This window comes from Lichenihabitans sp. PAMC28606 (assembly GCF_020616535.1).
Taxonomy (GTDB): Bacteria; Pseudomonadota; Alphaproteobacteria; order Rhizobiales; family Beijerinckiaceae; genus Lichenihabitans; species Lichenihabitans psoromatis.
The window spans coordinates 1,695,684-1,711,991 of sequence record NZ_CP085136.1 but is presented as its reverse complement, the minus strand read 5'-3'; the positions used below and the strand labels follow the sequence as shown (position 1 = coordinate 1,711,991).

Below are 16,308 nucleotides of genomic sequence, written 5' to 3'. Positions count from 1 at the left end.
GACGCTATAGAGGACGATCCTCCCTCGAGCCTAACGAGGACATATGCCGCAGGACCCGATTGTCGCGATCGAGATCGCCTGGATGGAGCCGGTCGAGGCTGCGGCGCGTCTGCGCGGCCTCGGCCATCTCGTTTTTCTCGATAGCGCGATGCCGCATCCGGTTCTCGGCCGAACCTCCTATGTGGCGGCGGACCCGTTCGGGCGCTGGCTGGTCGAGGATGGTGGCGTGTCTTGGAACGGCGAGGCTCTCGACGAGACGCCGCTTGCCTCCCTGGCGCGCCTGTTGCGTGACTTCGCCGTCGAGGATCGACCCGGCCTGCCGCCGTTACAAGGCGGTGCGATCGGCTATTTCGCCTATGAGTTCGGACGCCTGCTCGACGCGCAGCCCCTCGCCGCCATGCCGTCCCAAGGCCCGGTGCCGGATGCCGCCTTTGGCTTCTACGATGTCGTCTGCAGTTTTGATCATGTCGATCGACGGGCCTGGATCGTCTCGACGGGACATCCCGAGCGCGATCCGGACCGAAGGGCCGATCGGGCGCGGCAGCGAGCGAGCGCCATGCAGGTTCGGCTCGCCGCCCACGTCGAGACGGCTCCGTCGCGTCAACCGCGCATCGATCGCTCGGCTTGGCGGTCCAGCTTCACCCGCGAGAGCTATGGCGCGGCCGTCGAACGCGTCATCGCCGCGATTCTGAACGGCGATCTCTTCCAGGCCAATATCGCTCAATGTTTTTCGGCCGATATGCCGCCGGGCTTCGATCCCTGGGCTTTTTATCGCGCGCTCCGAACCCGCAATCCTGCGCCTTTCGCGGCCTATCTCGAGGATGGGTCGCGCGCCATCGCGTCGAGTTCGCCGGAGCGCTTCATCAGTCTCGATGCCGGCCAGGTCGAAACTCGGCCCATCAAGGGGACGGCTCGCCGTGCTTCGGATGCGGACGAGGATCGGCGGCGTCGGGAGACGTTGCTGGCCTCAATCAAGGACCGGGCCGAGAACCTGATGATCGTCGATTTGATGCGTAATGATCTCTCGCGCCTTTGCGTGCCGCATTCGGTCAAGACCCCGGTCCTCTGCGGTCTCGAAACCTATGCGGGCGTCCATCATCTCGTCTCGGTGGTGACCGGCACGCTGCGCACCGGCCAGGGCGCGACGGACGTCATTGCAGCGACCTTTCCGGGCGGATCCATCACCGGAGCGCCCAAAATCGAGGCGATGCGGCTCATTGCCGAGATCGAGGCGCAACGTCGCGGCCTCTATTGCGGCTCGATCGCCTGGTTCGGTTTCAATGGCCGCCTGGATAGCAACATCGCAATCCGGACCGTGACGGTGCAAAACGGCATCGCGGCCTTTCAGGCTGGCGGTGGCATCACGGCGCTGTCCCGCCCGGCAGAGGAATATGGCGAGACGCTCGACAAGGCGGCTCGGATCTTCGAGGCCTTTGCGGACCAGGACGGCGCGACCGCATGATCCTCATCGTCGACAACTACGACTCGTTCGTCTTCAACGTGTCGCGCACCTTCGAGGAACTCGGGCAGGCGACGCGCGTGGTGCGGAACGACGCGATCGACGCCGCCGGGGTCGAAGCGTCAGGCTGTGACGCGCTGGTGATCTCTCCGGGCCCATGCGGCCCCGAGCAGGCGGGCGCGTCGCTGGATTTGATCGCGCGTTTCAACGGCCATCTGCCGATCCTCGGCATCTGCCTTGGGCATCAATGTATCGGACAGGCGTTCGGCGCGCGCGTGGTGCGGGCCGGCGAGCCGATGCACGGGCGCGCCTCGCCCATCACGCATGATGGGGACGGTCTGTTCGAGGGACTCCCGAACCCCGTAATGGCGGGTCGATATCATGCGCTGATCGTCGAGATCGATCAGGCCGAGACGAGCCCACTCCGTGTGACGGCACGCTCGTCATCCGGAGAGATCATGGGGCTGGCGCATCGGGACACTGTAACCATGGGGGTCCAATTCCACCCTGAATCTGTTCTCACCGAGGGCGGTCACGCCCTGTTGGCTAATTTTCTAAGGCTTGCGGCGCGGTGGCGGGCCGGGGCGCAGCCGTGCCAAGAATTTTGAACAGGATCGGCTCGTTCTTGGTCGCGTCGTCGAACTTCCGTTGTGCGGTCGCGATCGCCTCGAGATTGGCGATCGCCCATCGCCCGAGGTGCTGCACCGGCTCTTGCAGCGACCGACCAAGAGGCGTGAGCTCGTAATCGACGCGTGGTGGGATCGTCGGCGTGACAGTGCGGCTGACGAACCCGTCCCGCTCCAAACCCCGCACCGTCAGGGTCAGCATGCGCTGCGAGATGCCGCCGACCTGTCGCCGCAGTTCGTTGAAGCGAAGCGGGCCGTTGCCCAGCATCATGACAACCAAGATGCTCCACTTATCGCCGATCCGGGCCAGAACGGGAGCAACGCCGCTGCAGTGCGTGGGCACATGGCTGTGACTGGGTTCCAAAGATGTGCCTCCTTGCGGCGCGCCCCATAGGCACGGAAGATAACCTAGTTACGCTTTTATATCATCCAGCGTTCTCTTGCATCGGCGTGTCCCCATGAAACTCCTGCATATCGATTCCAGCATTCTCGGCGATAACTCGGTCAGCCGCCGCCTGTCGGCCGGCATCTTGGCCAAGCTGCGCGAGGCGCATCCCGACGTCACGGTCACGACCCGCGACCTGGCCGCGACCCCGATCGCGCATTTGTCCGGCGCGTATCTCGGCGCGGCCCAGGCGGCCGCTGGCCAGCACAGCCCGGCGCTGCAGGAGGATCTTGCCTCGAGCCAAGCCGCTCTGGAAGAATTCATGACCGCCGACGTCGTCGTGATCGGCGCGCCGATGTATAATTTTGCCATCCCGAGCCAGCTAAAAGCCTGGATCGATCGCTTGCTCGTCGCCGGCAAGACGTTCCGCTATACCGCGACCGGCGTCGAAGGTCTGGCGGGAGGCCGGCGCGTTATCGTCGCTTCGTCGCGTGGCGGCGCCTATTCGGACGGCCCGATGACCGCCATGGACCATCAGGAAGCCTATCTTCGGGGCGTGTTCGGCTTCATCGGTCTGCCCGATATCGAGATCGTTCGTGCCGAAGGTCTCGCCATGGGTGACGAGACCAAAGCCAAGGCGATCGCTTCGGCCGAGCAGACCATCGCGGCCATGTCGGCGGCCTGAGCCAAATCGTCTCCCGACGCTGCTTTCCATCCAGAGCGGCCCGCCGCCGCGCTCTGGACGGTTGCGGCGCATCCGCTTAAGCCTTTTCGGGCACGCTCTGCCCGAGCGCCAGGTCGATGCATCGATCGCGGCGCTCGGTCCAGGCCTTTTCCGAGAGCAGCCCATGTCGCAATCGCTTATGACGTCGCGGCGCTTCGCACCCTTGTTCTGGTGCCAGTTTCTGTCGGCCTTCAACGACAACGTCCTCAAGAATGCCGTGGTGTTCCTGATCCTGTTCCGCGTTGGCGGTGCCGAATCGTTGGTGACGCTGGCCGGTGCCGCCCTGATGGCGCCGTTCTTTCTCTTTTCGGCCTTCGGTGGCCAACTGGCGGATCGGTTCGATAAATCGCTCGTGGCGCGCCGGCTCAAACTGGCCGAAATCGGGGCCGCGATCCTGGCCGTCGTCGGCTTCTGGCTGCAATCGGTTCCCGTCTTATTTGCCGCGCTGCTGGCCTTCGGCACCTTCGGGGCGCTGTTCGGACCGCTGAAATACGGCATCCTGCCCGACCATCTCGACCGCGAGGACCTGCCGGCCGGCAATGCCCTTGTCGAAGGCGCAACGTTTCTGGCGATCCTGGCCGGCACGATCGCGGGCGGCCTCGCCATGAAAGACGGCGTGCATCCGGCCATTCTGACCGTCGGCATGCTGATCGTCGGAGTGCTCTGCTGGGTCAGCAGCCTGCTGATCCCGAAAACCGCGGCGGCCTCGCCCGGCCTCGCGCTCGATTACAATGTCGTCCGATCGACCGCACGCCTGCTGCGCGAACTCTGGTCGGAGCCGCGCCTGTGGCGCTGCGGCATCATCACCAGCATCTTCTGGGCGGTCGGCGCCGTGATGCTGTCGCTTCTTGCACCGCTCGTCAGCCACGTCCTGCACGGGTCCGAGATCGTGGTCACGATCTATCTCGCGGTCTTCGCGGTTGCGATCGCGGTCGGCTCGGGCCTCGCCTCCTGGCTGTCGGGGGGACGCGTCGTCTTCCTGCCGGTCGTCGTCGGCACCGTCCTGATCGGGGTGGCCTCGCTCGATCTCGCCTGGGCCATCGCGCATCTGCCACCCGTTACGCCAGGCGACCTCCTTGCACCCGCCGCCTTCTTCGATCAGGCGATCGCCTGGCACACCGCCATCGACCTCGCGATCGTGGCGATCGGCGGCGGCCTGATGATCGTGCCGTCCTTCGCCGCCTTGCAGGTCTGGGCCGATCCGGCCTGGCGCGCGCGGGCCGTTGCGGCCGTCAACGTGTTGAACGCGGCCTTCATGGTCGTATCGGCCGTCGTGGTGGCTGCGCTGCAAGGCGCCGGCGTCACCCTGCCGATGTTGTTTGCCGGCATCGGCGCGCTCGCGTTGCTTGCGGCGGCTTGGATCATCCGCATTCTGCCGACCAACCCGATGCACGATGCCATCTCGATCCTGTTCCGCGTGGTCTACCGGCTGGAGACGCATGGGCTCGAACATCTCGACGCAGCTGGCTCGAACCCCATCATTGCACTCAACCACGTCAGCTTCCTCGATGCCGCGTTGGCCTTGTCGATCCTGCCGACCAACCCGATTTTCGCGATCGATCACGGGATCGCGCAACGGTGGTGGGTCAAGCCGTTCCTGCGCTTCACCCGGGCCTTGCCGCTCGATCCCGCTCGCCCGCTCGCGACCCGCAGCCTCATCAATGCGGTGCGGGGTGGCGACACGTTGGTGATCTTCCCAGAAGGCCGCCTGACCGTCACCGGCAGCCTGATGAAGGTTTATGACGGCGCTGGCATGATCGCCGAAAAGTCGGGCGCCATGGTGGTGCCGGTCCGGATCCATGGCCTCGAACAGACGATGTTCTCGCGCTTGAGCCGCGCCCAGGTTCGTCGGCGCTGGTTCCCAAAGGTCGTGGTCACGATGCTGCCGGCCGTGCGTCTCACCGTCGATGACAATTTGAAGGGCCGGGCGCGACGCCATGCGGCGGGTGCGGCGCTCTATGGCGTGATGTCGGACCTGATCTTCCATACGACCCGCACCGATCGCACCCTGGTCGAGGCCGTGGCCGAGGCGGGCGACAAGCAGGGGTGGAGCCGCGTTGCGCTCGAAGACCCGGTCACCGGCATCCTGACCTATCGCAAGCTGATGACCGGTGTGCATCTTTTCGCCCGCAAGATGACGGCCTTGGCGAAGCCCGGGGAGGCCATCGGCGTTCTGCTGCCGAGTTCCAACGCGGCGGCCGTGACGCTGCTGGCCGTCAGTTCGGCTGGGCGCGTTCCCGCCATGATCAACTTCACGGCGGGGGCCACGGCGGTCACCGCCGCCTGCACGATGGCGGGCGTCACCAGCATCGTGACCTCGCGCGCCTTCATCGAAAAGGGGCGGCTCGACAAGCTGATCGCATCGCTGCAGGCCAGCGTCCGCATCGTCTATCTCGAGGATCTCCGGAAGGACCTGTCTCTGGTCGATAAGCTCAGGGCCCTCGCGGCGCCGCGCCGGCCGCTGGTCGCGCGCTTACCGGACGACCCGGCCGTGATCCTGTTCACGTCGGGATCGGAGGGCACGCCGAAAGGCGTGGTCCTGTCGCATCGAAACATGCTGGTCAACACGGCCCAGGCCGAGGCGCGGATCGATTTCGGCCGGTCCGATAAATTCTTCAACGTCCTGCCGGTGTTCCACTCCTTCGGCCTGACGGTTGGGCTGGTGCTGCCGCTCGTCTCGGGCGTACCGGTCTATCTCTACCCGTCGCCGCTGCATTACCGGATGGTCCCGGAACTCGTCTACGGATCCAACGCCACCCTCCTGTTCGGCACCGATACGTTCCTGGCCGGCTATGCGCGGGTTGCCAACCCCTATGACTTCCGCTCGCTCCGCTATGTTCTCGCGGGGGCCGAGCCCGTGAAAGATGCGACCCGGAAGGTCTGGATGGAGAAGTTCGGCCTGCGGATTCTCGAAGGCTACGGCATCACCGAGGCCGCGCCCGCCGTGGCGCTCAATACGCCGATGTTCAATAAATTCGGGACGGTGGGCCGCATTCTACCGGGCATCGACGTCCGGCTGGAAGCGGTGCCGGGCATCGATGACGGCGGTCGGCTCCATCTTCGTGGCCCGAACATCATGCTGGGCTATTTGAAACACGATCAGCCCGGTGTGCTGCAACCGCCCGAGGACGGCTGGTACGACACCGGCGATATCGTGGCGATCGACCCGGAGGGATTCACCACGATCAAGGGCCGCGCCAAGCGCTTCGCCAAGATCGGCGGCGAGATGGTGTCTCTGGCCGCCATCGAGGCCTTGGCGCATGACCTTTGGCCCGACGTGCCGACGGCCGTCGTGGCCGAGCCCGATCCTCGCAAGGGGGAGAGGCTGGTTCTCGTCACGCAGCAGAGCGGGGCGACCCGGCAGGATTTTTCGGCCTACGCCAAGCGAAAGGGCGCTGCCGATCTCATGGTGCCGTCCGAGGTCGTCGTCGTGGAGAGGCTGCCGGTGCTCGGCTCGGGCAAGGTCGATTACGTCGGCCTCGCCAAGCAGATGACGGAACGTGCCGAGACCGACGCAGCGGCCTGAGGGACAAGCGGGGTGCTTGAAGGCGACCCCGGCCGGTCGGCACCCACGTCTGCCGGCCCGGCACGCCCACTGTCACGCAGCGATCTGTTCGAGAGCCGTGTTGCGGGTCCTCGGACCCAGAAGGCCGACCAGCGACCCCGCAGCCAGCATGGCGCCCGAGATGAACAAGAACACGCCGGGGACCCCGGCCGTGCGAAGCACGAAGGCTATGATGAACCCTGTGAAGATCGCCGAAAAGCGGCTCCACGAATAGACGAAGCCGACCGCCCGCGCCCGCATCGTCGTCGGGAACAGCTCGGCTTGATAGGCGTGGTAGCTGTAGGACATCACGTTGCTGGCGAGCGTCAGCCCGATGCCGAGCGGCACGATCGTCACGATGTTGCGTGTTTCGGCGAACAGCAGCCCGCAGGCGATATAGACGATCGCGGCCGCAACGATGACGTGTTTGTTCTCGAAACGATCGGCGATTGTCAGGCCAATGAGCGGCCCGACCGGCGCCGCGAGGGCGATCAGGGCCGTATAGGCGAGGCTCGACGTGACCGTGATGCCTTGCGCGACCAGCAGCGTCGGCACCCAATTGGCGAAGCCGTAGAACCCGACGGTCTGAAACACGTTGAAGCCGGCCATCATCACGATCCGACGACCGTAAGGTGCATGCCAAAGGTCGCGCAGGCGTCGACGCGTCTGGACCGGCTCGATCCTCTGCGGCGGCGGCAGCGGGCGTCCATATTCGGCCTCGACAATCGTTTCGAGCCGGGTCACGACCGCTTCCGCTTCAGCTAACCGCCCACGCTCGGCGAGCCAGCGTGGACTTTCCGGAAGGCCGATCCGCAGCCACCAGACCGGAAGGGCCGCCGACGCGCCGATCAGGACAACCCAACGCCATCCATCCACGCCGAACGGTGCTGTCGGAATCAGCAGATAGGACAAGAAAGCCACGACCGGCACGGCCACGAACCCGATGCCCTGGCACAGCGCGAAGGCGCGGCTGCGAATTGCTTTCGGCATCAACTCCGACAAGTAGCTGCCGATCGTCACCATCTCGAGCCCAAGCCCAAGTCCGGCGATGAGGCGCCAGCTGTTCAGGCCGAAAGCGGTCGTCTGACAGGCCATGATGACGTTGGCGGTCGTGTAGGCCAGCAACGACCAGGTGAACATCGCTCGCCGCCCGAACCGGTCCGCCAGCCACCCGCACACTAGCGTGCCGAGAAATAGCCCGGTGAAGAGAGCGGCCACGAAACTCGCGACGCCGCTTGCGCCGAACAAGCCCGGCGTCGTCGCTGTGAGCAGCCCCGCTTTCACAAGGCCGGGCGCCACATAACCCGTGAACAAAAGGTCGTAGAGTTCGAAGAAGAACCCAAGGCCGAGCAGGACCGCCAGCTGCCAGACGGCACGCGTGGCCGGCAGACGATCGAGCCGCGCACTCAAGTCGGCGATGGCATCGATGGGACGATCGGAGCGCTCTGAAGTCATGTCTGGCTCTCTCGAAGACTGAGGGTCGGGCCCGAGCGAGCGCGCAACCCTCGGCGGGCGCTCGAGCCCATACCGCGTGAATGAGAGGGGCGACAAGCCCCGTAACCGGGATGACCGCGCGTCGGCCGTTCCTTCAGGTCATCACCATTCATGTTCGGCACCGACCCCGACGGACTGGCCGCCCGTCGCGTCAACCGCGCCTTTGACCTTCAGCGGGCCAAAGACTGAAATGTCCACACCGACCCCCGTCTCGCGCGGTGTCGCGCCGGTGCGGACCCCGATGCTGACCCGATCGCCGAGCGCGTTGCTGAGCGGATTGTCGGACCGGCTGGCGTCGCCGAGCCCGAGGGAGCGCCGCAGACCTTCGAGCGCATCGCTGCCACCCGAATAGATCGCAGCGGCCTGCGCCAGCGACAAAGCCTGTGTGGCCGTGAGTTGGCCCGACGGCGCGCCGAAGAGCAGGCGCGACAAGATCTCGTCCTGCGGCAGATCGGGACTGGACGTGAAGGCGAATTGCGGATCGCCGGCATTGCCGGTGATCGCGATGCCGATTGTGGCGCCCCCCGCCTGGGTCGTGGCCAGAAAGTCGAGCTCGGGCGACAGATCGCCCGCAAAGGTCAGGTTTGCGCGCGAGAAATCGAGGCTGGCGGTGAGGATCTGGAGGCGTCCGCGCACCAGCGTGAAGGCGCCGACCGGCTTCGGTTTGTCGAGCGTGCCGGTGAGTTTCAGTGCGCCGCCGAGCCGGGCGTTCAGGCCGCGCCCATGCACCACGATCTCGCCCGGCACCGCGATCGTGAGATCGAGCGTGGCATCGAACGGGGGAGGGGCTCCGTGTCCCAGCTTCTTCTTCGCGTCGATCGCGAGACGGCGGGCCGCCGTGACGGTCGGGTTGAGATGCCGCGTGCCAGGCAGCGGCTGCAGGCCCCCGGGCAGGCGTTCGGGAACCGGCACATCAAGCGACTGGATATCGACGCGACCGGCGATGCGCGGGCTGCGGGCGAGGGGCCCCGATACGCCGAGGTTGAGATCGACGATCGCGGTGGCGAGCGAACTTTGCACCAGTTGTGCATGTTGCCCGGTGATCTTGATGTCGCCGGGAAAACCTGCGGCTGGATCGAGCCGAACCCGACCACCGGCCGTGATGATGCCGCCGTTGCGGGTCGTGGCCGAGGCGCCCTCGATCGTGACCGCGTCGCCGCGCGCCACGACACGCGCCCGGATCGCGTCGAGGCGGAGGCCCACCACCGCATCCTGAAACGAGCCGTTCGACAGGGTCGCTGAGCCGGTCGCCTGCGGCTTGGCGAGCGTGCCGCCGAGCCGCCCGTCGATCGCGAGCGCGCCGGTCACGCGACGTCCCGACACCGAGATGGTGCGGTTCGCCAAGGCGGCGTCGAGCGTGCCGCGCACGCCAAGATCGATCGTGCCGCTGGCTCCGAGGGGCGCTGTTCCCGTGACCCGGATGATTCCGGCCTGCGCGGCCGACAACGTGGCGTCGAGGCTGGCCCGCGTGCTTTGCAGCGCGCCGCTCGCCTTGATGTCGATGGGCGGCAGGCCAAGGGAGCGTGTCTGTGGCGCAGCCAGCGCCGCCACATGGAGGCGGTAATCGCCGGTCGGGGCCGTGGCCGACCCGGTGACCCGCGCATCGCCATCGAGCGTGCCGGTGAGACCGAGGCCGGGCGACACGAGGTCGGCGACCGAGAGCGGAATGGCGCGCGCCACGGCTTTGAGATCGAGCCGCTGCCCGGCGTGCCCGTCGACGCCGAGGCGTCCGCTGCCAAGCGCGAGGGCCAGATTGCGGATGTCGGCGCCGCCATCCGCAAACGTGATGGTGGCTGGGCCAGCCAGGGCGATCCTGTCGCGACCTCGGTTCGCTGCGAACCGGGACAGCTCGAGCCGGATGCGGTCGGCCGGAACGATGCGGGCCGCGGCCGTCAGGTCGAACCCCGCCGCCGTCGCGCTCACGGTCACGTCGCTGCCCTGTGGGCGGCCCGTCGCGTCAAGGCGGAGTCGCGTGATCGCTTGGCCGTCAAAGGTGGCGCGATCGACCGCGACCGCGCCGCCAATGACGGGGTGCCGAGCGACGTCGCTGACCGAGACATCGGCCTTCAGTGCATCGAGGCTGGCGCCGTAGCCGCTGAGCATCTGCCCGGTCGCTTTGACGGTGGCGTCCTGTCCGCCGTTCCTCTCGGCCAACGCGACATCGGCCGACAGGCGACCGCCGAGTTTCTGCAGCAAGAGCGGCGACAGATCGTCGAGATTGCCGGCCCGGAGGCTGATCTGCCCATCGGCCCGTGCCTCCGGCGACAGGGTCACGCTCCCGGCGAGCGCCACCGAGCCGACCGTCACGTCGATCCCATCGATGACGGTCGCTCCCGCAGCGCCGCGGGCGACGTGCAGCGCGCCGGTCGCGGGTTTGCGGTCGATCTCGCCGTCGAGCGTGACGCGCGCTTCCGGATCGCTCCGGAGCTTCGTCGCGGTGGCTTGCAGCACGAGGCGCGGCACCGGACGGCTCATCATCGTTGCATCCAGCAGCGTCATAGTGGCTGTGGCGTCCGGCGCATCCAGCGTACCGGTCACATGCGCTTGAACGTCGCCACGCCCGCTCAGGCGCGCGTCGACCTTCGACAGATCCGGCAACGTGAGGGCTGCCGTGAGATCGGCCAGCGCAGGCGTCGCGGCACCGTCGATCCGAACGGCTGCATGCGGGCCGGTCAAGTGAACATCGGAAAATCCGACGCCGCCGTCGGGGTCGAGTCTTACGCCGCCTGCCAGCGTCAGCCTGTCACCGAACACCTCGTCAAACGGCACGACCCCGGTTCCGAAGCTAATGGCGCGGCCATCGATCACGGCAGAGTAGCGGTTCGAGCGTGGCGTGCCTTCGAGCGTGGCCGAGAGGTCGGCAGCGCCTTTCAGGTCGAAGCCCGCGACGGCGCCGAAGCGCGACAGATCGGGGGCGTGGAGGTCCATGCGGCCTTGCAATTCGGCGCCGCTGGCGCGGCCCTTGTAACTCGCCGCCAGCGTGTCGGATGTGAGCGCCAGGGTCTCGACATCGAGCACGCCTTTCAGCGTGCTGGTCCCGCGCAAGGCGATGTGAGCGCGCGAGCCGAGGGCTTGCGCGAGCGCTGGATTGGTGAGCGCCAGACCGCTGGCCTCTGCATCGGCGCTCAGGCGCAGCTGCGTCGATGTTTCGGCCATCGAGCCGTTCGGTTCCGCCCGGAAATGAGCATCGAGGACCGCGACGGATCCGCTCGGCGTGCGTGCGTCGCGCGCCATGAGGCTGGCCTCAATCGTGGGCGACGCCAGAGCGCCGGTCACATGGGCGTCGAAGGCGAGCTTATCGATCTGTGCGTCGGCCAGAGCGGTCCGTCCATCACGATTGGAGAGATTGACGGCCTTGATCCTGAGATCGGCGATCTGGTCCTTGCTCAGCGTGCCGCCGATATCGAGCGATGCGGCGGCGGCGGCGAGCTGGATCGAGGGGATCGAGACCGCGCTGTCGTCGCCGAACACCACTGTGCCGGTCAGTTTGGTGACGTCGGCAAACACTGGTGCGGCGGCGGCCGGAAGCAATCCCGCAACCCGCGCCGCGAGGTCGAGCGCAAGCTTGCGGGTTGTGCCGTCCCGGTTCAGCGTCGCGGTCCCCTTGGCGTTGATCTCCGGCCCGGCATCGAAGGCCAGCGTCGCCTTGAAGGCGTCGAGCGTGCCGTCCCCGCCGGCGTTCAGCTTGATGGCCGGTTGGCCGGGGATGTTGGCCAAGCGGGACAGGATGCCGCCCTGCGGCTCGTCCAGCGTCACGGCGAGGTTCAGGCGCTGCCCTTCGGGCACGAGCTTGAGCCGCACGGTGGCCGAGGCCGGCCGGTCGAGCCGCTGACCATCGACATGGAGTTCCAGGCCCTCGGCGGGTGCGCCGAGCGTGCCGAAGCCGCCGACCGAAAAGCGCGCCGGCGTTCCAAGGATAGGCTCGCCGAGGATCATCTCGGACAGCGCAAATTGCTTGATTTCCACCCGGACCGGAAGTTCAGGCAATAGCGGTTGCTGCTCACCCGCGACGGGTGCCTCGGCCGGGATTGGCCTTCGGTAGATCGTGAGGGTGCCGAGATCGAGCGTGTCGATCTCAAGCCGCCGCTGAATCAGCGCCAGACGCCGCCAGTTGATGCGCGCCCGATCCAGTTTAAGCCAGACGCCGTCCCGGTCTTGGATCGCAATGTCATGGATCGTCGCGTCGGACGAGAGCGCGCCCTCGATCGTGCCGATCGTGACCCGGCTGGCCGGCGTCGACAGGGCGCGGGAAATCAGGTCCGCAAGCACGCCGCGTTCCTCTTCGGCGGCTCGGCTTGCGACGCCGAACAGGCCGAGGCTGAGCACGCTCAGCAGCAATATGACAATCGCCAGGGTGGGGCGGGAGATGAGACGGTTCGCCATCAGAAGGACTGCCCGATGCTGACGTAGAGCACGACAGGCCGGTCGCCCGGCCGCGGCGTGAGCGGCGTCGCCACGTCGACGCGGATCGGGCCGATCGGCGTGTAATACATGAGGCCGAGCCCCGCCGCCGAGCGCGTGCCGCCGCCCGTGAACGGCACCGACCCGCGATAGGCGCCGCCGATGTCGAAAAAGGGCGCGATGCCGATCGTATCGGTGATCTTGATCCGTGCCTCGACCGACCCGTCGAATTCGCTCAGCCCGCCGGTCGTGAAGCCATTCGCGGCGAGCGGGCTGACGGTCTGATAGCGATAGCCCCGCACGGTCGACACGCCGCCCACATAGAAGCGGTAATTGGCCGGAATATCCGCGACTCCGCCCGTGGCCCCGAAGATCGAGCCGAAGCCGACACGCCCTGCCAGAATGTAGTTCGCGTCATCGTCGAGGGCGTAATAAACCGACCCCGCCGCCGTCGCCTTCGTGAAGCCGGTGCTCGAACCGAATGGTGTCGGGTAAGGCGTGACGGTGGCTGACGCGCGGATGCCTCGGCTCGGGTCAAGCGGCTTGTCGGTGTTGTCGAATTTCACCGACACGGGAACGCCGACCAATTGATAATCCGTGCGGCCGAGAATGTCGGTCGCCTCGCCGCGCTCATATTTAATGCCGGCCTGAGCCGACAGCGTGTCGTCGAAACGATAGCGCAGCGCCGCCGTGCCGCCTGCGAGCCTGTCCTCGTAGCCGCCGAACCGGCCCCCGCCGACGCGGTTGCGCTCGGCGATGCCGTCGAGCAGCAGGTCGACCCGCGAGCCGTTCAAAGCCGGCTTGACGAAGCCGATCGTGAACCGCTCGCCAATGTCGGCCAGCTTAAAATCCTTGAAGCCCTTGATGGTGCTGCCGTCGATCCGGGGCGCCAGAAAAGCGTCGGCCTGCACGCGAAGCCGCTCGGCCCCGCCAAACAGGTTGCGGTTCTCGTAGTAGGTGCTGGCGGTCGGCCCGTCGACCGTCGAAAACCCGGCCGTGAAGCCGATCAGGTTCGAGGCCCGATGGGTGACATCGACGAAGAGCGGGAGGTTGCCGTTCCGGTCGAGCCGGTCTCCCTCACGGATCCGGACGGAGCCCACGGCCGGTATCGAGCCGATCGACTTGCGCGTGTCGGCCAGCGCCTTGGGGCTGTAGGGCTGACCCGGATCGAGATAGATGAACGACCGCACGATCGAGGGATCGAACGTGTCGGGACCTTTGACCGACACCTCGCCGATGCCGGCGACCGGGCCTGGATCGACCACGAAGGTCACGTCCATCGTGGTGGCCGCATGATCGACCGTGGGACTGGGGAGGGGCGACTTGACGAGGGGATGCGCGTGGTCGCGGAAATGGTCGATCAGCCGCGCATCGGCGGCGCGAATGTCCGCAGCGCGAGCCGGATCTCCGACCCGCAGCTTGACGATGCGCGGCGGCAAGACCTCCGAACTGAAAGGCTGTCGTGTCGATGCGTCGATTACCGCGACGGTTCGGATCGTGAAAAGTGGCCCGGGATCGGCCGTGATCGTGACCGGCACGGCCTCGCGGTTCCGGAACGTTGCGGCGACTTTCACCGCGGCCTCATCCTGGTTTTGGCTGAGGTCGAGGGTGACGCTCGCGACGGTCGCGCTCAACTTTGCGTTATAGTAGCCCGCACCCCAGAGCGCATCGAGCATCGGGGCAAAGTCGGCTTTAAGCCGCTGCACCAGCGCGTCGGCATCGGTTGGTGCGTCCTGCCGGAGCTTGTAAAACTCGGAACTGTCCTGCAGCGCCGACGTGACATCGGCGTTGCCGACCACGGTGAACGCGACCCGATAGGGAAGCGTGGTCGGCGACGGTTTTGGTGGATCGTCGCTGCCGAATAAGCCGAAGAAACTGAAGGCGGAGGCGGGGGCGGCTTGCACGCAAAGACCGGCGAGGATCACGAGACCCGACAGAACCAGAGCGCCTGTTCGACACGTCCACGGTCCGCCACATCTCATTGAGCCTCCACATCCCACAATGCGATCCAGCCTGATCGCTCTCTTGATCTCCACCCGCGCAGGGCACGTTCACGCGGAGGCTTTACAGTGATTACCGCGCTGAAACCACCCGTCCGACCAAAAACCTGACCCGTTCACCCTCGAAGTTGCCGCTGGAACCAAGCGATCTGCGCGTTTATGACATCTGTATGACGCTCCTGCCGGGTCCTAACTCGCTGGTGTGTAAAACGTACCATTTGGTTTGGCTCGCTGATCGGAGCATCATGTCGGCTGTCCTATCCGCCCCCAAACGCCTCGCGAAGATTCTGCCCGGCATCGACGATCGGCAGCAGTTGCTGCTGAAACAACGCAACCTCAAGATGGCTCAATCGGCCCACGCCTATGTGCGCGGCGCGACGGTGCGGTTCTATGATTGGTTGTCCACATCGGCCGGGCGGGCCCTGCCGCAAGCGCCGGCGGTGTGGATCGGGGGCGATTGTCACCTTGGTAATCTCGGGCCGGTCGCCAATGCCAAGGGCAAGATCAGGATCCAGATCCGCGACCTCGACCAAACCGTGATCGGCAATCCGGCCCATGATCTGATCCGCCTCGGCCTGTCGCTGGCCACGGCGGCGCGCGGCTCCGACCTCCCGGGTGTCACGACCGCAAGAATGATGGAGGAGATGATCATCGGCTATCAGAGAACGCTGGCAAGCGATGCGGATGTCTTGCGGGCTGGGCATGCCGGCCGCGCCATTCGCCAGATTCTGGGTCGCGCCACCAGCCGTCGTTGGGAGCATCTGGCCGAAGAGCGCCTCGACCATGTGAAGCCGACGATCCCGCTCGGACGACGGTTCTGGCCTTTGTCGGATCAGGAGCGGGACGATATTGCGGCCTTGGTTCAGACCGAGGATGTCCGGCTGCTCGTGACCGCGCTGCATGGTCGAGCCTCCAACGTTGCAATCGAGGTTCTCGACGCTGCCTATTGGATGAAAGGTTGCAGTTCCCTCGGCCGCCTTCGATATGCGGTTTTGCTCGGCCTCGAGCGGTCCGGAACCACCGGCAAGAGCTATTGCCTGCTCGACATCAAGGAGGCCGTGGAGGCCGCCGCGCCGCGTGCACCGGGCGCCGCGATGCCGCTCGACGATGCCTTCAGGGTCGTCGAAGGCGCGCGACACCTGTCCCCCTATCTCGGTGATCGGATGCTGGCGACACGCCTCTTCGGGAAGCCCGTCGTGCTTCGCGAACTCATGCCGCAAGACATGAAGCTCCAGATCGAGCATTTGTCGCAAGACGATGCGGCAAAGGCGGCCCGTTTTCTCGCCGCCGTCCTCGGCTACGCGCATGGGCGGCAGATGGACGAGGTGACGAAGCACGCCTGGCATGACGAGCTCGGCCGTCATCATAGCGGGACACTCGATGCCCCATCGTGGCTATGGACCAGCGTGGTCGATCTCGTCGCGCATCACGAGGCAGGATATCTTGACCATTGTCGGCGCTATGCGTCGGCCCCGGCTTGAAACCCTTGCGGCGCTATGCGTCGACACAGGCCTGAATCATCTGTGGAATTCCTGTCATTGTGCTTAACAAAGGCTGAATCACCAAGGGCGCGTTAACCATTTCTTAACGATCTTGGCTCCAGATCGGAGCATTAAAGGATCGTTAAACGTGTCTGATTCCCTCGCCTCTTCTCCGGTTCGCTTTCGTGGCCGCT

Annotated in this window: 9 protein-coding genes; 5 read left to right on the top strand and 4 right to left on the bottom strand. The window is 66.1% G+C overall.

Annotated elements, in window-relative coordinates; genetic code table 11:
- Positions 1-43 precede the first annotated feature (43 nt).
- Entirely contained in the window at positions 44-1,462 is a 1,419-nt protein-coding gene (gene pabB, locus LGH83_RS08055; RefSeq protein WP_227401335.1) for an aminodeoxychorismate synthase component I, read from the top strand.
- On the top strand, positions 1,459-2,067 hold the full coding sequence (locus tag LGH83_RS08050) for an anthranilate synthase component II (protein WP_227401334.1): 609 nt from the start codon (positions 1,459-1,461) through the stop codon (positions 2,065-2,067). The genes pabB and LGH83_RS08050 overlap by 4 nt, the downstream gene beginning before the upstream one ends.
- Here LGH83_RS08050 and LGH83_RS08045 read toward each other — a convergent pair.
- Positions 2,006-2,449, bottom strand: a complete 444-nt coding sequence (locus LGH83_RS08045; RefSeq protein ID WP_227401333.1) for a winged helix-turn-helix transcriptional regulator — start codon at positions 2,447-2,449, stop codon at positions 2,006-2,008. The two genes, LGH83_RS08050 and LGH83_RS08045, sit on opposite strands and share 62 nt — an antisense overlap.
- Positions 2,450-2,543: 94 nt before the next feature.
- Between LGH83_RS08045 and LGH83_RS08040 the strand changes: the two genes are divergently transcribed.
- Both LGH83_RS08040 and LGH83_RS08035 read left to right on the top strand, forming a co-directional pair.
- On the top strand, positions 2,544-3,155 hold the full coding sequence (locus LGH83_RS08040; protein ID WP_227401332.1) for an FMN-dependent NADH-azoreductase: 612 nt from the start codon (positions 2,544-2,546) through the stop codon (positions 3,153-3,155).
- 163 nt (positions 3,156-3,318) lie between these two features.
- Positions 3,319-6,720: an acyl-[ACP]--phospholipid O-acyltransferase gene (locus LGH83_RS08035; RefSeq protein WP_227401331.1), complete on the top strand. Its 3,402-nt coding sequence runs from the start codon at positions 3,319-3,321 to the stop codon at positions 6,718-6,720.
- Positions 6,721-6,792: 72 nt separating this feature from the next.
- On the opposite strand, the gene LGH83_RS08030 is transcribed toward LGH83_RS08035, so the two are convergent.
- The 3 genes from LGH83_RS08030 to LGH83_RS08020 all read right to left on the bottom strand — a co-directional run bounded on the left by LGH83_RS08030 (position 6,793) and on the right by LGH83_RS08020 (position 14,615).
- Entirely contained in the window at positions 6,793-8,193 is a 1,401-nt protein-coding gene (locus tag LGH83_RS08030) for an MFS transporter (protein WP_227401330.1), read from the bottom strand.
- Between the two features lie 141 nt (positions 8,194-8,334).
- Complete coding sequence (locus LGH83_RS08025; RefSeq protein ID WP_227401329.1) at positions 8,335-12,615, bottom strand: translocation/assembly module TamB domain-containing protein; 4,281 nt, start codon at positions 12,613-12,615, stop codon at positions 8,335-8,337.
- Complete coding sequence (locus LGH83_RS08020) at positions 12,615-14,615, bottom strand: autotransporter assembly complex protein TamA (RefSeq protein WP_227401328.1); 2,001 nt, start codon at positions 14,613-14,615, stop codon at positions 12,615-12,617. The genes LGH83_RS08025 and LGH83_RS08020 overlap by 1 nt, the downstream gene beginning before the upstream one ends.
- Before the next feature lie 263 nt (positions 14,616-14,878).
- On the opposite strand from LGH83_RS08020, the gene LGH83_RS08015 reads away from it, so the two are divergent.
- Positions 14,879-16,114: a DUF2252 family protein gene (locus tag LGH83_RS08015; protein WP_227401327.1), complete on the top strand. Its 1,236-nt coding sequence runs from the start codon at positions 14,879-14,881 to the stop codon at positions 16,112-16,114.
- Positions 16,115-16,308 lie beyond the last annotated feature (194 nt).